Origin of the sequence: Gorillibacterium sp. CAU 1737, from assembly GCF_039888655.1 — a bacterium.
In the GTDB taxonomy this organism is placed as follows: domain Bacteria; phylum Bacillota; class Bacilli; order Paenibacillales; family NBRC-103111; genus Gorillibacterium.
In genome coordinates this window covers 135,268-155,573 of record NZ_JBDQQO010000004.1, presented here as the reverse complement: position 1 = coordinate 155,573, position 20,306 = coordinate 135,268, and the positions used below count along the sequence as shown (strand labels likewise).

The window sequence follows — 20,306 nt, the reverse complement described above, 5'->3', positions numbered from 1 at the left end:
GTTATGTAAAAAAGAGCTTTCAATAGAATGAGACTCTTTAACTTATTATACATAAGTTAATTCCCTTTTGTACGAATGATTCATGTCATTTTGTTCACATTTTCACCGGACAAAAGAAAGGGCACCCTCGAAAGACCCGTTAGTGCGGGGTCTTAGAGGATGCCGGATATCGTTCTTGCAGGAATGCAACCGACTGCCGGATCAGCGCCTTCAACACGTCCAGATGGATGTCACTCACTTTGTTGATATACACACAAGCTTTGCCGGACGTGTGCTTGCCTAGCTTGCTGAGCAAGGCTTCCCGCTCCTCGTCCCCCGTGGCGAAATAGAGGCTGATCTTTGCCTTCCGGGGGGAAAAGCCCACGAGCGGGGCATCTCCTTCATGACCGGACGGATACTTGTAATGATAGGCTCCGAACCCGATGATGCTTGGCCCCCACATTTTCGCAGGATAGCCGGTCGTCTCCTGGAAGAGGTCCAGCAAGCGATAGGCGTCTGCACGTTTCTGGGGGGACTCCACCTGCTCGACGAATTCGATCACGCTGGCTTCTGTTTCTTTCGTTTTCTGCTCGGCCATGGTCCGATCCTCTCCTGTCCCTGTGGGCAGCCGATTTGGGTTATCTTTTGCGATAGAGGTCGACGCTTTTGTAGCCCGCTCCCAAAGCGGCCAGCAGCTCTTCCTTGCGCTTCACCCGGGTTTCTTCCTGGACTGCACTGTACACATAGCGTGCCCAATCCTTGCGGTAGCCCGGCGTCAGCGACTGATAAAAGGCGAGTGCTTCGGGATGGCTGCTCAGGTCCTTTTCCACCTCTGGAATGAGTGCGGCATAATCGCCCACGCGCTGGCTGGGCTTGGCTGTGCCCTGCTGCAGCTTTCGCTTCTCTACCTTCAGGCCCACCACCGTAAAGACCTCGTCATACCCCACCATACGGGCAAATTTGAGATCGCTCGCCCCCACGTACCCTTCCTCGTCCGCACCGATTCCCTCGAAGAGCTCGTCTCGATGAATGTACGTCGGGTACACCTTATTCCCTTTCTTGGGATACGCTGCGTATAAGTAGCCGCCCTCCACAAGGAGGCTGCTCTGGATCACGTTCTGAACGAGCTGCTGCAAGGCGCTCATGTCCAGCACAAAGGCAAAAATCAGGTCATAGCCGGAACCCGTCAGCTCTGTTTCGTACGGGGCCAGTTCGCGAAGAGCGTCATCGCCTTCCGGCTTGCTCAATACGGCTGTTTTCTTAAACTTGTGCAGGTTCAGTTTCTCCACAATGGTCTTGGACATCATGCAACCTCCTCTGGATGGTACTCTTCATGGGATCGCGGCATTCACGATTTAAACAACCTTACCATGTTTGATGGGGAATAGAAAGCGAGGTCCTTTCAAGTGCAAGGGTACCGGATTGGAATCGCCGTCCGCATGGCGTTCCGAAATGAAAAGGCGCCCCCGTTCCCCTAAATGGGGACGAAGGCGCCCTGTCGATACGAGTTTTTGAGCCTGATTGTGAGGCTATGAATACGAAGTGATTTACGATCAGGTTCCGCTTGGGCTCGCGGTTGCCGTAGGCGGATTCTCTCCATTGCCCATGGGGCCGTTGCCGTCGGGAGCTCCCTCTGGAGGGGTTCCCCCGCCCATGTTCGCGCCTCCTTGCGGACGGTCGCCGCTGGGCGGGTTGCCTCCGCGGCCGCCGCCCCCAAATCCGCCTCCACCGCCGAAGCCGGCTTTTGCGGTGGTGACGCCCGATTCATTCAGCCAGGTGACGCTGCTCGACATATCGAAGGCGACCACCTTGGTGCTGCCTTGCGTCGTTCCGTCGGAGTACAGACCATCCTTCGCTGTTCCGCTGGAGGTTCCGCCCGAGTAAAGCGTGTAGCTGGCGCCGCTCTTCAGCTCCGGCGTGCTGATGACGATGGATTGATACGCCTTCGTCGGGGAGAAGGTCAGGAGCGCTTTGCCGCTCGAGTCCTGGAGCTGGACGAGGGTTCCCGCCTGCTGCGTGGAGGGGTAGGTCATAAGGATCGCCGCTTGGCTGGACGAGTCCGAAGTCGCCTGTGCCATGCCCGAGCTTCCTGCCGCCACCAGCGTTCCGCCGGAAAGCTCAAAGGTGCCGTCGTAGTCCAGGGGGCCGTTGCCATCGTTCGTCGGCCCGTTGACGAGAACCGTGCCGCCTGTCATGACGATCGAACCGTTAGAGTCCAATCCGTCGCCGCCAGCATCCACGTACAGGTAGCCGCCTTGCACCGTCAGCTTGTTGTTCGTTTCATCGTTGCCTGCTGCATTCACGCCGTCGTCCGAGGCGGTTACGTGAATCTCTCCTCCGGAGATCGTAATATCCGCTGCCTCCAGCCCTTCGTAGCTGTTCTTGATGGTGATCGTTCCGCCGCTGATGGCGAGCACGGAATCGCCGTGGACACCGTCATCTCCAGTATCGATGGTAAGAGTGCCGTTTGAAATGTCGACGGTGTTGTTGCTATGCAGCGCATCATCCGCCGAGTTAATGGTGAAGGTGCCTCCGGTGACGTACAACCCGCCGCCCGCTTTCACGCCCTTCGCGCTGGTCGATTCCGTTTCGGTCGAGGCGCTATCCGTCGAACCCGACGTCGTTTCAGGAGCAGCCGTCGGTTCTGCTGAAGCGGTGGCCTGAGGCGCTTGCTGCGTTCCGTTTCCTTGACCGTTTGCTTGGTCGCGTCCTCCCGGCTGTCCCATGCCGAACCCGCCGGGGCCTCGCTCTTCCGTCTTCGGTTCGGCGTTGGTGTACCCGCCGCCAGTGAGCAGATCGTACGTGCCGTCCTCGATCAGAAGCGAGGTTTCGGCCTGGATACCGTCGTTCTTGGCTTCAATGGTGTAGGTGCCTCCCGCCAAAACGATAAAGCCCTTATCCGTGTCCGTATCGTTGGTGGACTTGATACCGTCCCCTTCACTCTTGATCGTGAAGGTCCCGTCCTGCACCGCAACCATATCCTTGCCGACGATTCCGTCATCCGCCGCTTGAATGGAGAACGTACCAGAGACGAATTTCAGATCGTCCTTGCCCGTGATGCCGTCGTTGTAGTTGCCCGTCACCGTAAGGCTACCGGTGCCGTTGAACGTGAGGTCATCCTTGCTGTAGATCGCCGCCTTCGGCTCGTCGGTTTCCGAATCCGGGTACACGTAGGTTTTAGCGTCCGTTACACTATTCGTCGTGCCTTCTTGGAGTGTGATCACGGTTTTCTCCGCGCTCTTCACGAAGATCGCTGCACTGTCGGTATTCGTGATCTCGGCGCCATTCAGCACCAGATGAACGAGTCCGTCTCCCTCCATGTTCACAAAAACCTGACCATCGGTTAGTTTTCCACTGATCACATAGGTTCCGGCCTTGGTGATCGTCACATCGCCATCCTTGGAGGAGGCACCGCTGCCGGTCACCGTGGCGGTGCTGCCGTTCAGTTGAATGGCGGTGGAGCTGTCCGCGCTCCAGGAGGTGTTGGTATCGTCGCTGTCATAGGTTACGGCCTTCGTCAAATCCGCCTTGGTTACCGTTAGTGCGGAAGCCGTGGAGGTTGTTCCGTTCGCCGTAGTCGCGGTTCCAGCGGTCTGGCCCGTTTTGGCGGTTGTTGTTGCTTCGGCGGCTGCATCGGTCTTGTTACCGGTGCTGCAAGCACTGAGAAGGGCGGCGCACAGCAGGCTGACGGCGGCTGCCTTGCCGATCGATGAGGTAGGTTTCATAAGGTATCGTTCCTTTCGGGTCGGGAGCAGCCGGAGATCCGGGTCCCTTAATAGGTTTCGCTGGTCGTAGGAGTCATGGTGAGCGAAAGGTCCAGGTTGCCGTTGCGGCAGCGGATAGCATCGAGAAATTCCTTTTGGTTGGCCGATTCGGGAAGCGTCACGTTGTACACGAGTTCATACAGACTGCCGAGCTCGGTGGTGCGGATCTTTTTCAGCTCATAGCCGACTTGAAAGCGTTGGAACACCTCGGAAAAAGCCTCCTCGTAGCCGAGGTTTTCGGGAATGGTCACCTTGAGCGTCTTCTGTGCCGTTTTGCGCAGGCCAAACTTTGTCTGGTTCAGTACCGCCATCAGCACACAGAGAATGAGGGTGAAGAACGCCGCGTAGCCGAAGGCCCCTACCCCGCAAGCAAGACCGGCCGCCATCGTGAACAGGACGAAAGTGATATCCTTGGGATCGCCGGGAGCGCTGCGGAAGCGAATGATCGAGAAGGCGCCGGCCAAGCTGAACGCCCGGGCGATGTTGCTGCCGATGAGCAGAATGATGATGGCGACGATAGCGGGAAGCAGGACCATGGTGAGCGTGAAGCTTTGGGTATACGAGCCGGCGTTTGTTTTCATATAGGTGAAGCTGATGAGGCCGCCGAGAAGGATGGCAACGACAATCGTCAGCATGGCGCTTCCGAAGGTAAGGGTGCTGCTGGTGGTTACCGAGAAGAGGGAATCAAGCATAGAGGACACGCTCCATTTCGTTCTGTTGGGTTCGAATCATTCTCTTGTACTCATTGCCGTATTTCGAAAAGCCCGTTCGGTACAGGCCGTGCTCCGAGAGCAGGCGAGACAGCCAGAGCGGAATCGTGTTCTCCGCCTTCACTTCCATCAGCCACTGCCCCGGCTCCAGGAGTTGCTCTCCGTAACAGCCCTTCTCCAGCTCCACGTCATGGCGGCGGCAGCGAATGTTGGTATCGAACGTAATCCGAAGGTCGCGGCTTTCCCGGGAAAACATCGCCTTCCGATCATAGGAGAGGTACACCTTCGGGACCAGCTCGTACTGCTGCAGGAAGTAGGAAATTTCGTGAAGCACCTGACGGTTCATGTACTCCTTGTACTCCGGCTCGACCCCGGTTCGAACAAAATCGTACGCTTCTTGCAGCGTGAGCGCCGTTCTGCGCTTGTTCACCAATCCGACTACCTTTTTCTTGATCTCCAGATAGACCTTGGAGTCAGCATTTGGGGTCCCGTAGGACCGGAGACGAAGCTTTTCCTTGTATTTCGGCTTCGAGAGGCTGTTGCGGATCAGCGTGTTGCATTCGGTGTCATAATAGATGTTCGTAATGGTGTAGAACTCATGCCGCTTGTTGTACTCATCCGGTTCCATATGGTGAAGAAGGTCTTGGTAGAGCCTCCGGTATGCGGCCGTGTCCATCAGATACTTGTTCTCGTAACGGTTGAAAACCTCGATGGCCATCTCGTTCACGTCCTTTCGGTGGTCGCTGTTTCTGTCTGTATCGTAGCGGGCGAACCTTTAGCGAAGCTTAAATGAATTTACAATTCGTTAACTTTTGAAAAAGGCACCGTTCAAGCAGCTGGGACCCGTTCCCTGCAGCCCCGCTTCGGATAGAGAGTTTCCCCCGCCCTCCGGTAAAATCAAAACGCTTTGAACGATTTGTTTGGATGGCGTTTTGATTTTAAAGGTCGGGCTTGCGGCAACTTCTCTCTCCTCCGCTCCATCCATCTCCAGCCGTTCCGATCACACTCACAAATGCCTTCCTCTATAGACTCGCAGAGGGCCCTCCCCAACGACTGAGCCCTCTTATGGCACCCACAGCCCTCCACGGCAGCGCCTGTGCTACATGGACAGTTAAGGTTCGCTAAAGGTAAACTGGCTATAGTAAAAGAAGAATCGACGATTTCCTCCTCGAACCGAGGAGCCCGCAAAGGATGAACGCCTCATGAGAATCCTCATCGTGGAAGACGAGCTTCACCTCGCCGAAGCCCTTACCCATATTCTTCGAAAGAACCACTACTCCGTCGACGCGGTGCATGATGGCCGATCCGGCCTGGATTACGCCTTGAGCGGCATTTACGACCTGATCCTGCTCGACATCATGATGCCGGAGCTGGATGGCACGCAGGTGCTGCAAGCCCTTCGCAAGCAGGGCGTTTCCACTCCCGTCATCTTCCTGACGGCAAAAGGGGAAGCGTCCGACGTCGTCACCGGCCTGGATTACGGGGCGGACGATTACATCGCCAAGCCTTTCTCCTCTGAGGTCCTGATGGCGCGCATCCGCGCCGCCCTCCGACGCAAGGGAGAGGTAGTCCAGGACGACACTCTTCGCTTTGGAGACATCTCGTTAAATCCAACTCATTTGAAGCTGTCGTCCAGCGGCAAGGAAATGAAGCTGAACCTGAAGGAGAGCGAGCTTCTGGAGCTTCTGATCGTGCGCAAGCAAGGGGTCACTTCCAAGGAGCAGATCATCGAGAAGCTATGGGGATTTGATTCCGAGGCGGAACATAACAACGTGGAGGTCTACATCTCGTTTCTGCGCAAAAAGCTCACTTTCCTCGGCTCTGCCGTTCGCATCAACACCATTCGCGGCGTCGGCTATGTCCTGGAAGGAGGTGCCTGATGTTTACCAAACTGCGAAATCGCTTCCTCCTCCTCAACCTCGTCAGCATCTCGGTGATGATGCTCGTCGCCTTCGCCACCATCTACACCATCACGTACCGGGATACGCATAACACCATCACCCGGGAGCTGCAACGCTTGGGCGAAGCTTATCAAAAGCCGCCGACGGAGATGAACGGCGGCCGCCGCAGCGGGTTGAACGAGGGAGATTGGCAAGGAGGAACCGGTCAAGCCGATACCGCCGGCGAAGCCGGGAGCACAAACGGAACCGGCGCTACATCCAGCGCAGGGAATGCGAATGCTGCAAGCACCGATGCCGCAAACAGCGCCCCCGGCCCGATCCCCATCGACAAGCCGTGGCCGGATCGCAAAGGCGTCGACGCCCCGCCCGAGCGCTCGGTCAACTTCCAGGTGCTGACGGATGCGAACCGGGCGTTCACGAGTGCCGCCTCCATGTTCGACCTCGACCAGGACTTCTATCAGGCGGCCTTGCAGGAGGCTGTCTCCTCCGGAGGCAAGACCGGTCAGTTCACGCTGGACGGCACCCGCTGGGCTTATGACGTTCAGCCGACGAAAGGAGGCTATCAATACGTCTTCCTCGATGTGACCGCCCAGCAGCAGATCGTCACCAAATTGGTCTACACCTTCAGCGCTGTCGGCCTCGTGATGCTGCTCGTCATTTACGGCATCAGCCGGTTTTTTGCGAACCGTTCCATTGAGCCGATCCGCGAAGCCTTCAATAAGCAAAAACAGTTTATCGCAGATGCTTCGCATGAATTAAAAACGCCGCTCTCCATCATCAGCACCAATGCCGATGTTCTGCTGACCAACGAGAGCGACACCATCCGCCAGCAGGCGAAATGGCTTCATTACATCAAGTCCGAGACCGAGCGGATGAGCCGCCTCACGAACGACCTTCTCTACTTGACGGAGCTCGACGACTCCCGAACCGGCGTCGTTCATGCACCCTTCAATCTGAGCGAGGCAGTGGAAAGCATCATCCTGACGATGGAAGCCGTTATCTTCGAGAAGGCCTTGTCGCTCGATTACACCATTGAGCCGGGGCTGACCGTGACCGGCAGCAGCGAGCAGATCAAGCAGGTCATCCTGATCCTGCTCGACAATGCGATCAAGTACACCAACCCGAACGGCACGGTGTCCGTCACACTGGCTCGCCAAGGGCACGGGGCGCTTCTGAGTGTCACCAACACCGGCGACGGCATCGCGCCGGAACACCTCTCCCGAATCTTCGACCGTTTCTACCGCACGGATGCCTCCCGCAACCGCAAGCAGGGCGGCTATGGGCTCGGCCTCGCCATCGCCAAGTCGCTGGTTGAACAGCACAAGGGGAAGATTTCTGCGAAGAGCATCGTCGGGGAAAGCACGACCTTCACTGTTCAACTGGGCTGACACCTGGCGAGTGAAGAAGCCGCCGAGTATTCAATAAAGACGCTTGCCGCTCCACCGAATTCATGGAGCGGCAAGCGTCTTCTTGCTATGCGATGAGTGCTCATGTTCTCGTCGTGTTTGCAAGAGCACTTTCCGCCTCTTCTCCTGAAAATGGCGGTTATCGCCTCGTCGTTCACAATATGTTCACGAATTGTTCACTTACGAAGGACCTCCTTCCTTCTCTATACTGATCCGAGTATTGAATCCCGCAATTGAAAAGGAGAACAAAGATGCCTTCCACCAAGAAAGAACAAGTATGCTTTTGCCTGATGATGTGCTTTGGAATGGTTACGGTGATGACAATCTATAACCTTGCCCTGAACGGAGCGCTCGGTTCGATCTCTTTCTTCCACGGCTTGCTCGAATTGGCGATCGGATTTTCCGTCGCCTTTATCCTCGATTTCTTCCTCGTCGGCCCTGCGGCGAAGAAGGTCGCGTTCCGCCTGCCGTTCGACAAGTCCCACAAAGGGAAAACCATCGTAGCGATCTCCACCTGCATGGTGCTCGGAATGGCCCTCTGCATGTCGGTTTACGGGCTCTCAATCGCTGAGCTTACCGGCGTCTCTTCCGAACATTCCCTCGTGGTTCGCTACCTGCTTACCTTTCTCAAAAATGTCGTGGTGGCCATCCCCCTTCAGCTCGTCCTCATGGGGCCTGTCATCCGGTTCCTGTTCGGCAAGTTGGTGAAAGGGAAGACTGTTTTTGCTGATTAGAAACATTTGGTAGACGACCGCAGAGGCCTTCTCTTACACTGGGAACTAGATCCTAATCCCCCTGTTGGAAAGGAATTTGCCGCCTTGGAACATCCTCTCTCTTCTTCCGGAGCCAGCCTCTGCCCTCAATGCAAGGCCTTTCTTCCCGAGCATCACGGGTTCGTTACCTGGTGTGATCAATGCGACTGGAACGTAGACCCTTCGGTGAAAGAACCCCTTTCCCTTTATGAACGGCTGTACCGCAAAGCCGGACGTGCATCCGGCAGACGCACCCTTGCCGCTTTAATAAAGAACGGAGAACTAAAGCCTGTTTTTTCGCTTCGAAGATTGATCATGTATTTCCTGTGTGCGGTGGTTCATCTGATCAGCCTGGTTCTCATGCTCGCGGGACTTTATGTGCTGTACACTACACGCTTGTCACTCGTTCCTGCCGTACTCGGCTCCCTTCTCCTGCTACTGGCTTGGATGACCCGTCCGCGTTTCCACCGAATGAAGGACACCCCGCTCAGCCGGGAGGAGTTCCCTGTCACCTACCAAGTCGTGGACGAGATCGCGGCTTCACTTAACGCTCGATCGGTAAGCGGGATTGTCCCCTGGGCTGCTTATAACGCAGCCTTCGGGCAGTATGGCCCTCGGCGTAAATCCTACCTGTTCCTCGGCATTCCATTATTATCTGTCTTGAACAAGCAGGAGTGGGTAGCCCTGCTGTCTCATGAGATCGGTCACGGGATGAATGGCGACCCCAACCGCGGATTGTTCTTCAACTCCGCCATCAACACCTTAACGGTCTGGCATTCGATCATACGCCCGGAACGAATCTTGGGCAGTGACGGGTATTCATTCACCATCCTGTTCATGATTCCCGTAAACCTGATGCTGCTGCTTCTCTCCAAGGGCGTCCATCTGTTCCTAGCCCTGCTCTGTCACCTTAATTGGCTGGACTCCCAACGTGCCGAATTCCTCGCAGACCGGATCGCGGTTGAAGGGGCGGGCAAAGAGGCCAAGCTGGGCCTGCTCCATAAACTGAGCTTGAACTCTCTTTTTGAGTTCTGTGTTAGGAAGACAATCAATACCCGGAACACCTCACCGTTGCTTGACGAATTCGCCCGTCAGGCGGCAGCCTTACCCGAACGGGAGCATGAGCGGTTGAGAAGAGCGGCCCGACTGGAGGGGTCATGTCTCGACAATACCCATCCCCCGACGGCAGACCGAATTGCCTTCATGGAGTCGCTTCCCGACCGCGAGCCTGCCTACCGGCTGAGCGATGATCAATTCCGCCGTATGAAAAGAGAACTCTTTTCGATGCAGGGCGATGTCGAGAGACTGATTCTCGAAGACTATCGATCCAATGTGCTTGGCTATTGAGGCGTAAAGCATCGCCTTCATGCTTACCGGAATGAAAACAGGCGTCTGCCGATGTCAGGAACCTGACGCGTGCAGGCGCCTGCTCTGTTCCAGCAGGTTAGGCCTTTCTTCCCGGTTACAATCGGCTATATAATGGGTTCAATAACCCATCTCTTGCGACTGAGGAAGGCAAGGTGATCTCATGACGCTGCAAAATGCACTCCTTCTCGCCTGCACCCACGGACTTCCCATCCTCTACCTCGCTTACTCGGGTACCGATCTGCTTCTGCGCAACCGAAAGAGAAAGGAGTACGTCCTGGTCAGCTTGATCGCGTACGCCTACCTCCTTTTGTTCGCGGAAGAATACATTCGCAATCAGGTATCTATCGAGTACAGCCCGATGCTCTCCCAATGGTTCTCTCTGATCGGCATCACGCTTCCTGGTTTTGGGCTGCATTTCTTGATGGAGCACACCCGATTCTCCCAACGGTTTCCCCGCTGGCTCTATCCGTGGGTGTTTTACGTTCCTCTCTTTGGCGTTGCCCTGTTGGCCGCCGCGGGGGGAGAGTCCATTTCGATAGAGCAGTTCACCGAAGCGGGTCCCTGGAAAATGCCTGTATTCTCGTCTGGGTACTATATCGGCCTCACGGCCAGTCTATTGATTCATGCCATCTTCTTTGCCTTACTCTGGGCCGCAAAAAGAAAAGCCCCCAATCAGGAGCTCCGCTCCGTCTATCGCAAGCTGGTCTTCGGTTCAGCTGTCTCTTTTGTCTGGATTTCCGTATTTGGCTACCTTTCATTCGGGGCCTCCTTACCTCCGTATCCTTACCTGTACTGCGGGATCATCTGGTGCTTCTATCTGCAGCGGGCGATGAGGGCTCACAACTTTCTCGTCCAATACGACAAGCGCTTTGAGAGGCTGTTCCAATTGAACCCGGATTTGATCCTGCTTCTCGATGAGGAAGGAAACCTAAAGAATGCAAATCCAGCCGCGATGAAATTCTTCGCGTCCTTTCGGGTAAAGCCGAAGCAGTTCTTTTCGCTGCTTCCACCGGACGTGAAAGCCCGCTTCGAGGCGGAGGAGGAGCTCCTCCAAGTGGAAACCACGGTGAGGCTTGACCGGTACCCGCTCCACCTGGTATTGAACGGAGGCTACCTCTGGATTGAAAATGAACGGCATATCCTGCTTATCCTGCGCGACATCACGGTGGAAAGGCTGCAGCGAGAGGAGATCGAATTCCTGGCGTATCACGACTCGCTGACCCGTCTCGCCAACCGCAAATACTTTTACAGCCGCTTGGAGCAGGTCCTCGCGGACAGCCGGGACAAGGGCGAGACGCTTGCCCTCCTCCTGATCGACCTGGACAAGCTGAAGTGGCTGAACGACACCCTCGGCCACCGCTTCGGCGACGAAGCCATCAAGGAAGTCGCACGCATCCTGTCCGAGCGAGTTCAGGGCCGCGGTATGGCGGCCCGGCTTGGAGGCGATGAGTTTGTCCTGTTTGTTCGCAGCCCTTCTCAGCAGGAAGTGGCGGAGCTGGTCCAACGCATTCAGGAGGAATACGCAGGCTTTACCGTTCGCTTCGGAGCCACCCAACTGGGCGTGAGCATCGGCACCAGCTTCTACCCGGCAGATGGATCGGATATCCAAACACTTGTGCACGCTGCTGACCATTCCATGTTTGAAATGAAACGGCTGCGCTATGAACATCATGCTGACTAGCTCGTGTTTATCCTAAAAAGGCGTCTCCCTTCCGCTGAGGAAGAAGACGCCTTCTTTCGTTTTTTCTATGAGTATGACCGTTCTCGCTGTGGACGAAGGATACGCTCTAGTTCAGACCGGTTCGAACCGCCAAGCCCCAGCCAAAGGGTTCCTCGTGGGTAAGCTCCGCTCGGATCGAATTGTGCCCCTTCTTCCAGCGAATCGGCACGCTGGCATGAGTCGGACGAACCCGGCCGTCGGAATGGGGAGGATTCCACCGCCAGCTCCCGCTGTAGACCTCCTCCTCATTCACCCAGAGCCGAATGGCATCGCTGTAGCCGAGGGTCAACACCGATTCCCGTTCTTCCTCCAGCTCCACGCCGCTGGATAACTGAACCACCGCACCCTTTTCCGCGCGATATAGGCGGTTCAGATTTAACGTACCGTCTTCATTGACGAAGGCCTTGTTCCATTCCTGCGGCTCGACCGATTCACCTTGGTAAGGGGCGGATACCTGCCACTCCGTCACAAAGGATTCGGCTTGTAGCCCGGCCAGCCCCACCTCCTGTGAAGGAAGAAGCTGCTGCTGCGGAATCTCTTCGATGACCAGGTTCCGAAAATAGCAGGGGAGGTAGCTCCAAAGCCCCACCTTGCCCGGTTTGCCGCCATGCTGCAGATTTGGGAGTGTAAGCGCCGCTTCTTGTGCGTCCTCACCGAAGAAAACACGAGCTCCGCCCGGCTGAACCTCGACGGTAAGCGTCTGCCAAACCCCGGTTGTATTCGGGAGCGGCTTCTGATAGGCCGGGCCGTTATGGATCTGCCAGGTCATCGAACCGTTTTGAATCGGGTCATATTGAATTTCATAAGGTGCCAGATAGACCAGCTCGTAGTTATCGGAATCCTGTGCTCCGAAAACCAGGCCGGCAAAGGCGACATCGCCAGGGATCGCGACCTCTGCCGTAAACCGATAGGCCGGATAGGAGATCGCCTCCCGCAGGAAAATGGCTTTGTGTATCCCCTCCAGGTAGAGGGCGTCACGGCCCTGCCATTCCTTCAGCTCAACCTCAACACCATCTCGTTCCCATAACTCAAGATTGTTCGAAATCTGCTCCTTCTTCCCGCTAATCATCGCTCCAGCTCCGTTCCCATCAAATTCGCTCTCTTTTCACCACCTTTTTCCTATTCGACCCAAGAAAGGAAATCTCCTGCGCGCCTTCTTCTGCAAAAAATCAACGCCTGATTTTCGGCTACGGGTCAGGAATGGAGAGGCTATACTAAGGGTAGGCCTTACAAATCGTTCTGGAGAAAGAGGGGGAGACGAGATGCCGAACAACCGCAACCATGAATTTTACGAGGCCCTTCTGGAGAAAAAAACGGAGTACGAGGGCGTCTTCTACGTTGGAGTAAAGACGACCGGTGTCTTTTGCCGTCCGACTTGCCCCGCACGAAAGCCCAAATTCGAAAACTGCGAGTTCTTCGCTAATGCTCAGCAAGCGCTGCTCGCTTCCTACCGTCCCTGTCAGCGGTGCCGCCCGCTGTCTCATCCCAACCACGTGTCGGATCAAATTCGCCAGTTGGTAGAGGCAGTGGAACGCAATCCGGAGAAACGGTGGACGGGCCAGGATTTCAAGGCGCTGTCCATCGATGAATCCACCGCTCGCCGTCAATTCAAGAGGCGGTTTGGCATGACCTTCGTGGAATACGCGCGGGCTCGCCGAATGGGGCTGGCACTGAAACAAATTCGATCGGGGGAATCCATTATTCAAACCCAACTCGCATCCGGCTACGAGTCAAGCAGCGGCTTTCGCGATGCCTTCTCGCGCACGCTCGGCGCGGCCCCGACTCGCTTTGACAACGGCCTTGCCCTTAAGGCATCCTGGCTCGACACACCGCTTGGTCCGATGATGGCCATCGCCGATGAAGAGGCCCTCTACCTGCTGGAGTTTGTGGATCGGCGCGGTCTGGAGCGAGAGATTGAGCGGCTTCGCAAGTGGTTGAAAGCCGCCATCCTGCCGGGAGAAACCGAACCGATTCGTTCCATCCAAACGGAGCTGCAGCTCTATTTCGAAGGAGCCCTAACGACCTTTGCCACCCCGCTTCGCTATGTAGGTTCGCCCTTTCAAGCCCTCGTGTGGGATGCGCTCCGTGCTATCCCTTCCGGAGAGACCCGCTCCTATGCCGACCTCGCCCGCTTCCTCGGCAAGCCCACCGCTTACCGGGCGGTCGCTCAGGCGAACGGGGCCAATCAACTGGCGATCGTCATTCCCTGCCACCGGGTGATCAACTCGGATGGAGAGTTGGGCGGGTATGGAGGCGGCCTGCGACGCAAAGAATGGCTCCTGGCCCACGAAAGAGGAGAGGGGGCACCGGAACCATTGGAATGAAGGTGATGTAGCCGTTTTCCCTCATCCTCGCAAAAAAACAGCCCTTGTCCGATCCAAGAGCTGTTTCTGATCGAAAATCAGCTACTCCGGGTATTCACCCCGTCCCTTATGAGAGCTCGGAAAATCGCTCGATCTCCCCCGCAATCAATCGGAGGGCATCCTGCCAAAATTCCGAGGAATGGACATCGATGTTCATCAGTCGGGCAGCCTCTGCAACGGAGTGAGTGCTCGTGGCCGAGAGGAAGTCCTGATACTGCCCCACGAACGCTTCTCCCTGTTTCTTATACCGGGCAAACAGCCCCTTTGAGAAGAGAAGCCCGAACGAATAAGGGAAATTGAGATACTCATTGCCTGCCATGTAATAGCCCGGCTTGCTAATCCATTGATAAGGATGAATCGAGCCCGGTACCACACTGTCCCCATAAGCGGCATCCATCGCATCCTTCATCAGTTCATTTATGGCCTCCACCGACAAAGCCCCCGATTTACGAGCTTCATACAGCCGGGTCTCAAATAAATAGCGAGCATAGAAGTCCACGATATAGTAAGCAGCATCCGAGAGGCTTCGTTCGAGAAGAGCCACCGCCTCCCCCGAGGTAGATGTTCTGAGCATCTCCTCGTTAATCAACGTCTCGCAAAAAATCGACGCCGTCTCTGCAATCGGGATTGGATAATTCGTGTTGACCATCGTCTGCCCGGTCAATCGGCTGCTGTGGTAGGCGTGTCCGAGCTCATGAGCCAGGATGCTGACATCCACGGAGTGACCGGTAAAGCTGGTGATGATCCGGCTCTCTTCGATCGGGAAAATATCGACACACATGCCAAAGGCACCTTTCCCGCTTCGCGGCTCCGCATCAATCCATCGCTGGCGGAACGCTTTACGGGCAAAATCGCCGAGCTCGGAATGAAAGGATCGGAATCCTGCTTCAATGATTTCGGCTGCCTTTTCATAGGCAATGGCTTCGACCGCCTCCCCGCTGATCGGGGCGTAGACCTCATGAAATGGCAGCTTTCCGGGGTACCCGAGCAGCTCTGCTTTTTTCTTGTAGTAGCTGCGGAACATCGGGAGGCTCTCCTGAATTGTCCTCATCATGACGTCCAGCGTCTTCTGGTCCATGCGGGATACGCTCAGCACTTTGTGCAACGGGGAGGAGTAGCCTCTCCTCTCGTAGATAGCCGCTGCCTCGCCGCACAGGGCATTCAAACAAGCTGCGCTTTGTTCCGCAATCGTTCGGCAAGCCTCCTGCTCGGCTTCATAAGCGGCGCGCCTGACTTCGGGATCGGGATCATACGCCAAGCCCCGGATATCGGACAAAGAAAGGCTCCGCGACTCTCCGCCCCATTCGGCTTCAATCCGAAGCGTTGACACGGTGCGCATGTAGAGCTTCTCCCATGCTTTGGAGCCGGATTGCTGCAGCTTACCCAGGATGGCTTCGGCTTCCTCGCTTAACACATGCTGCGCCTGTTCTCGCAGCTCGCGAAGATAGAACGCATGTTGGGCAAGATAGGCATCCGCGCCCGCGACTCTCTCCAGCTCATGCTCGCTGAACTCCGCCAACCACTTCTTGAAATGGGCTTGCGCTTCTTGCGCACTCGAGGACAAGGCTTCTAACTCATCCATCCGATTCATCGCTTCCTCGTTGCTGCTGTCCAGGCTGAAGCACAATTCCGAGTAGCTGAACAGCTTCAGGTACAAGCGTTGGTAAGCATCAACCCTCTGCAGAAACTCCCGTGTAGACGAGGCAGCCTCCTCCTTCCCCTCCTAAAAATGTGCTTCCGCCCAGCTCTTTAGTTCCTCAGCCAGCTTCTCTGCCTGCAGGAAATCCCGATGGAAGGATTCTGATTGAAAGGAAGGATAGAGACTCTCCAGCTCCCAGGTTAAGTCCACGACGGCCAACTCCTCACGTTTCGATGTTTGTTCCTCTATTGTTGCGGGTTCGCCCCCAGAAAGATAGCCTTACTTTTCCTTTAACGAACCTTTCCAGCTCTGTGCCAGTAGCCCGACCGGGTGTAATCATGCAAAGAAGCCGCCATATGGCGGCTTCTGAGCTTGCTTTGGCTGCATCCTACTATCTGGGAAAAGGCGGCTTACTCGCTTACAAGCTGCTCCCCACCGTTCACCCGCTCCGTATAGCGATGGTTAACCGTGGCTTCTTCTATGTCGCCGTATGCCCAGTGACTCGGCAGCACATCAGACCAAGTGGGACTCAAGATGCCGAACAGCGGGCCTCTCTTCAGCACACGATTCACGAGGGTCGCCACCTCCGCACGGGTAACGGGGCGATCCGGTTGGAAGCTTCCGTCCGGCAGTCCGAGCAGGTAGCCCGCCTTTTGCACGAGGCCGATGCTCGATTCAGCCCAATGTCCATCCGTATCCGAGAAGGAGGCGGTTGTCTCTCCGCTCAGATTCATCCAGCGAGCTACAATGGTCGCCAGCTCGGCTCTCGTCATGGACCGGTTCGGGCCGAAGCGGCCATCCGGGTAGCCGTTCATCAGCCCGGCGGCACTCACATTGAGAATCGCATCCTTCGCCCAGCCGAAGCCGGCTTGGTCTGCAAAGAGAGGCGCTGGCCCTGCGGCTTGGCCCGCCGAAATCCGGGTCAGTACCGTCGCGACCTCCGCTCTCGTCATCGCCTGATCCGGGCGGAGGGTTCCGTCCGGGTAGCCTTGGAGATACGCGGTGTGCTTCGCTGCTTCCTCTCCGTTCGCGGCCAGCTTCTCGATGTTCAGCAAGGTAAAGGTGCTGAACTTCGTTACGCGAATGGCCAAGCCGAGCGTATCCCCGGAATAGGAGACCACGGTAGGCCGCACCAGCTCCTTCTCGCCGTCGCTATGCTCGATGTAGACGGCCAAGCTGGAGAGGAAGGCTTGGCGAGCCGCTTCGCCCTTAGGCAGAGCGCTGGCAGGAAGCGGGAAGACGAGGTCGACTCCTTGCCCTTGAATATCCGTTTCAATGGAAACGGGACGCCCGATAACCGTCACGGCTCCGGTCCCCGCCGCCGCTTGTACGGCTGTGTCCTTCTTCGCCCGCTCCTCTGCGGCCTTGATACCATCCGCTGTCTTCACAGGAGTCAGCTTGATTTGATAGTCTGTATCCAGCTTGCTGAGTGTCTCCTTCGGCAGAATGACCTGTGCATGGGCCGTGAAGAGTTCCAGCTTCAGGCTGCCGGAAGCCAGCGACTTCAAGGATTCCTTGGTGAGCTTCACATTCAGCTCGGCAACCTTATCGTTCGGATCAGGCAGGTTCACCCGAATCGCATCGAGTCCAGCTGCTTGCGCCTTCTTCACCGCATCCTGTGTCTTGTCTGCGGACAGTTCCAATTGATCCTTTTGCGTTCCATTCGCTTGGGTCGTCCGGGTAAGGGTCAAACCCTCCACCTGTTGACTGCCCGTTTGGCTGCTATCTACCGCAACCGGAAGCTGCTCGGTCACCGAGCTTGGCGTTGGCGAGGACGCCGTCGGACCCGGTGTTGGCGTCACCGTCGATGTTGGCTCCGGAGTGGAGGACGCCGATGGAGATGGCGTAGGATCCGGGGTGGTGCTTGGCGTTGCCGAAGGTTCTGCAGAAGCAGTTGGCTCCGGCGTTGGTGTTGGCGTCGGAGTTGGATCTGCCGACGGGGCCGCAGTCGGCTCTGTTGACGGAGTTGGTGTCGGGTCTGTCGATGGAGTCGGAGTAGGCTCCGTCGACGGGTCTGGCGTTGGCGTTGCCGGAGTCACCTCCTTGTCTAGGCTCAGGTAGAAATCGTCCAGCGTTCCCCATGCTCCGCCGGAGGCCTTGATGCTTGCACCGATGGTCAGCGTCCCGTCCTCTACGAGGATGTTCGACAGCTCGGGATTGTTCCATTGCGTCCACCCCTTCACCCCGGTGGCGACTTTCGATTCTTTGCCCCCTGTTACAGCGTAGAGCTGCATATCGGAGGTGCCTGCATCTCCGCCTTGAATGAACATCGAGAGGGTGTAGTAGCCCGGCTTGAGGCCGGTGATGGTCTGCTCGACGCGGAAGTCCACCTTCGCTGCCGAATAGAAGTGCAGGGTGAACTTCCCGGTCTTGGCATCCGCTGCTTTGTTCTGATAGTCCGTGTGCGGGGTTGTTCCTTCCCCGTACGTGATTTTCCACATGCTGCGGTCGCTGCTCTCAAAGCTTCCGTTGACCGCGTAATTGGCTTTTTTGATCGTCAGGTGAGCCTGTACGGCCTTGCCGCCCTCGACCACCCCGGGAATGACGTATTCCCCAGCTCCTTTGCTTATCGCTTGGTTGAAAGCCGTTTGGTCCCACGTTACCGCGAGGGTCCCTTTGCTGCCATCGTTATAGATCACTTCCACGGTGGTTGGCAGCGAAACCGATTCTCCCGCGACAGCGGACACCGCGACCTCCTTGATCTGGTCAATGGCAAGGGGCGCTACAGCACCTGTATTCACATACTGGAACACCTTGAGCGAAGGGAGCGGGTGTCCGTGGAAATCAAACAGCGCCTGATTATCCACTGCACTGCCGCCAAACCATTCGCCGGCGTCATGCGGGTCATATTCCGCCGCATAGCTGGAGGCCCAGCCCGAGCCGTCTCGCTCCCAGAGGAGCTTGTTGTTCTCGAGATTTTCCTTCGGTCCTACCGGCAGCCAGGCCGGCTCCCAGTAAAAGACCCCGAGCCCCGCCGAGCCAACATTCGCAACCGCCTCGATTACATTGCGCAGCGAGGTGGCCTGGCCTTGAACCGTGATCGGATAATCCAACGTTTGGCCGGAGCTCTTCGGAGCGGTGTTATCGTGCCCGTCTCCATCCTCAGCGGTATAGGCATAGGACGTCTCCGCGACCATGACCTTCTTGCCGTACGTATCTGCGACCTGCTTCAAAACCGAGGTGAGATTGCCCAGCGTTCCATGCCAGAACGGATAGTACGAGCTGGCAAAGACGTCGTAATCGACCTTATTGTCCGCCAGTGTCTTCGCGTACCCGGCATAACGGCCTGATTTCTCTGGATTCGTAAAATGCAAGGCGATGAGGATCGAGGGATCCACCTCGCGAATCGCTTTGCTGCCCTGGTTGAACAGCTCGCTCATCTTCGCCATGTCGGACTCGCCGATAAACTTGCCGTTCGTCTCGTTCCCTACCTGCACCATGCCGATGGCGATGCCTTCGGCCTTCATCGCTTGAAGGCTGTCTCGTGTGTACTCATAAACGGCCGTCTTCTTCTCCTCAAAGCTCAGGTTGGCCCACGCTTTGGGGACCTGCTGCTTGGCCGGATCCGCCCAGAAGTCGGAATAGTGGAAGTCGACCAACAGCTTCATCCCGTTCGCGGTTGCCCTCTTGCCGATCGCAATCGCCGCGGCCAGATCGTTGTCGCCGCCGCCGTAGCCGCGACCTGCCGAATCAAAGGGATCGTTCCATATGCGCACGCGGACGTAGTTAACCCCGGACTCGCTAAGCGTTTGGAACAGATCCTGCTCTTGCCCCGCTTCGTTATAGAAGCGAACCCCGCTCTTCTCCAACGACAGGATGCTGGAGACGTCCACGCCCTTGATGAAATCGGAGGAGAGCCCCTCTACCTTCTTGACGAAGATGTCCGCTGCTACCGGCTGAGCGGTTTCTCCACCGATTTTCTTAAGCGTGACGCGGTCGAGATAACCCCACGCCTTAGCCTGACCGCTGATCTCTGCCCCGATGGAGACATTGGTTGTCTCCCCGCTTAGCTCGAAGCTCAGCTTGACTGTTCCCCATGCGTTGTAGCCCGTCGTCGCCACGGTGGCACCGGTGCTCGAACCGGCGAACAAGCGAACGTTCCCCGCCTCAGTCCCGGCTCCTCCCATCGAGTTCACCGTTAGCTCATAGCTCCCCGCTGGAAGTTTGGCGAGGGTCTGCTTGACGGTAAAGGCCGTATGGGCCGGAGCCCCGTCCTTAATCCAATACTTGAAGGCTTGCGCGCCTTCGTCCGGCGTCATCCATTGGTCATCCGCATACGCAAATGGCTTGATGTCCAGGTAAGTCGCGTCTGACGCGCTCACTTCCCAGGAGCCATCCGACCAAAAATCACTTTCGAATCCGCTGTTCACAACCGACGAGGGCGGTTCTTCCACCGCCAAGGCCTGCCCCGTGCGGAAGGGCAGCGAGCTTACCGCCAACAACAACGCTATTGCCAGCGATGCCAACCTCTTGCTTGTTCTCCTCATTCACCGATCACTCTCCTGCTTCTTGTCATGGTTGAAAGCCTTGAACCGGTTAGGGCTTCCCTCCACTTGAAGCAGAAGAAATGTAAGCCCTTACAAAAGAATAGCAAGGGCGATTTTCAAAATATATATACGTATTCAACGATTTATAGTAGGGGATTCTGGATGTCTCAGCCAGTTGCTCCGGGAGCGGCTGCCTGCAGTCCGAAAAAGAGGGCCC

15 protein-coding genes are annotated in these 20,306 nt (G+C 56.6%); 6 read left to right on the top strand and 9 right to left on the bottom strand.

The window, feature by feature from the left end; genetic code table 11:
- Positions 1 to 139 precede the first annotated feature (139 nt).
- The 5 genes from AAFN83_RS10455 to AAFN83_RS10435 form a co-directional block, all read right to left on the bottom strand.
- Positions 140 to 577, bottom strand: coding sequence for a DUF1801 domain-containing protein (locus AAFN83_RS10455; protein ID WP_347768989.1), 438 nt, complete (start codon positions 575 to 577; stop codon positions 140 to 142).
- A 40-nt stretch (positions 578 to 617) separates the two neighbouring features.
- Positions 618 to 1,283 carry a YdeI/OmpD-associated family protein gene (locus AAFN83_RS10450; protein WP_347768987.1) on the bottom strand — a complete coding sequence of 222 codons (666 nt, stop codon included), beginning with the start codon at positions 1,281 to 1,283 and terminating at the stop codon, positions 618 to 620.
- A gap of 249 nt (positions 1,284 to 1,532) precedes the next feature.
- Complete coding sequence (locus AAFN83_RS10445) at positions 1,533 to 3,704, bottom strand: carbohydrate-binding domain-containing protein (RefSeq protein WP_347768985.1); 2,172 nt, start codon at positions 3,702 to 3,704, stop codon at positions 1,533 to 1,535.
- A gap of 47 nt (positions 3,705 to 3,751) precedes the next feature.
- Positions 3,752 to 4,435 (bottom strand): DUF4956 domain-containing protein, encoded by a 684-nt coding sequence (locus AAFN83_RS10440; protein ID WP_347768983.1) that lies wholly within the window; start codon positions 4,433 to 4,435, stop codon positions 3,752 to 3,754.
- Positions 4,428 to 5,171 carry a polyphosphate polymerase domain-containing protein gene (locus AAFN83_RS10435; protein WP_347768981.1) on the bottom strand — a complete coding sequence of 248 codons (744 nt, stop codon included), beginning with the start codon at positions 5,169 to 5,171 and terminating at the stop codon, positions 4,428 to 4,430. Before AAFN83_RS10435 ends, AAFN83_RS10440 begins: the two co-directional genes overlap by 8 nt.
- Positions 5,172 to 5,655: 484 nt before the next feature.
- On the opposite strand from AAFN83_RS10435, the gene AAFN83_RS10430 reads away from it, so the two are divergent.
- The 5 genes from AAFN83_RS10430 (at position 5,656) to AAFN83_RS10410 (ending at position 11,561) form a co-directional block, all read left to right on the top strand.
- The gene (locus AAFN83_RS10430) at positions 5,656 to 6,333 is read left to right on the top strand and encodes a response regulator transcription factor (protein WP_347768979.1); all 678 of its coding nucleotides are present in this window, start codon (positions 5,656 to 5,658) and stop codon (positions 6,331 to 6,333) included.
- The gene (locus AAFN83_RS10425; RefSeq protein ID WP_347768977.1) at positions 6,333 to 7,742 is read left to right on the top strand and encodes a sensor histidine kinase; all 1,410 of its coding nucleotides are present in this window, start codon (positions 6,333 to 6,335) and stop codon (positions 7,740 to 7,742) included. The genes AAFN83_RS10430 and AAFN83_RS10425 overlap by 1 nt, the downstream gene beginning before the upstream one ends.
- 269 nt (positions 7,743 to 8,011) lie before the next feature.
- Entirely contained in the window at positions 8,012 to 8,494 is a 483-nt protein-coding gene (locus AAFN83_RS10420; protein WP_347768975.1) for a DUF2798 domain-containing protein, read from the top strand.
- Positions 8,495 to 8,578: 84 nt separating this feature from the next.
- Complete coding sequence (locus AAFN83_RS10415) at positions 8,579 to 9,859, top strand: M48 family metallopeptidase (protein ID WP_347768973.1); 1,281 nt, start codon at positions 8,579 to 8,581, stop codon at positions 9,857 to 9,859.
- Between the two features lie 181 nt (positions 9,860 to 10,040).
- The gene (locus AAFN83_RS10410) at positions 10,041 to 11,561 is read left to right on the top strand and encodes a sensor domain-containing diguanylate cyclase (RefSeq protein WP_347768971.1); all 1,521 of its coding nucleotides are present in this window, start codon (positions 10,041 to 10,043) and stop codon (positions 11,559 to 11,561) included.
- A 106-nt stretch (positions 11,562 to 11,667) separates the two neighbouring features.
- Here the strand turns inward: AAFN83_RS10410 and AAFN83_RS10405 are convergent, their stop codons facing one another.
- Positions 11,668 to 12,669 carry a hypothetical protein gene (locus AAFN83_RS10405; protein ID WP_347768969.1) on the bottom strand — a complete coding sequence of 334 codons (1,002 nt, stop codon included), beginning with the start codon at positions 12,667 to 12,669 and terminating at the stop codon, positions 11,668 to 11,670.
- 193 nt (positions 12,670 to 12,862) lie between these two features.
- Here AAFN83_RS10405 and AAFN83_RS10400 point away from each other — a divergent pair, with 193 nt between their 5' ends.
- The gene (locus tag AAFN83_RS10400; RefSeq protein WP_347768967.1) at positions 12,863 to 13,924 is read left to right on the top strand and encodes a bifunctional transcriptional activator/DNA repair enzyme AdaA; all 1,062 of its coding nucleotides are present in this window, start codon (positions 12,863 to 12,865) and stop codon (positions 13,922 to 13,924) included.
- A 106-nt stretch (positions 13,925 to 14,030) separates the two neighbouring features.
- Here the strand turns inward: AAFN83_RS10400 and AAFN83_RS10395 are convergent, their stop codons facing one another.
- The 3 genes from AAFN83_RS10395 to AAFN83_RS10385 form a co-directional block, all read right to left on the bottom strand.
- The gene (locus AAFN83_RS10395; RefSeq protein ID WP_347768965.1) at positions 14,031 to 15,620 is read right to left on the bottom strand and encodes a M3 family oligoendopeptidase; all 1,590 of its coding nucleotides are present in this window, start codon (positions 15,618 to 15,620) and stop codon (positions 14,031 to 14,033) included.
- Positions 15,621 to 15,686: 66 nt separating this feature from the next.
- Positions 15,687 to 15,812 carry a hypothetical protein gene (locus AAFN83_RS10390; RefSeq protein WP_347768963.1) on the bottom strand — a complete coding sequence of 42 codons (126 nt, stop codon included), beginning with the start codon at positions 15,810 to 15,812 and terminating at the stop codon, positions 15,687 to 15,689.
- Positions 15,813 to 16,012: 200 nt separating this feature from the next.
- Positions 16,013 to 20,089: a glycosyl hydrolase 53 family protein gene (locus AAFN83_RS10385; protein WP_347768961.1), complete on the bottom strand. Its 4,077-nt coding sequence runs from the start codon at positions 20,087 to 20,089 to the stop codon at positions 16,013 to 16,015.
- Positions 20,090 to 20,306: the final 217 nt, after the last annotated feature.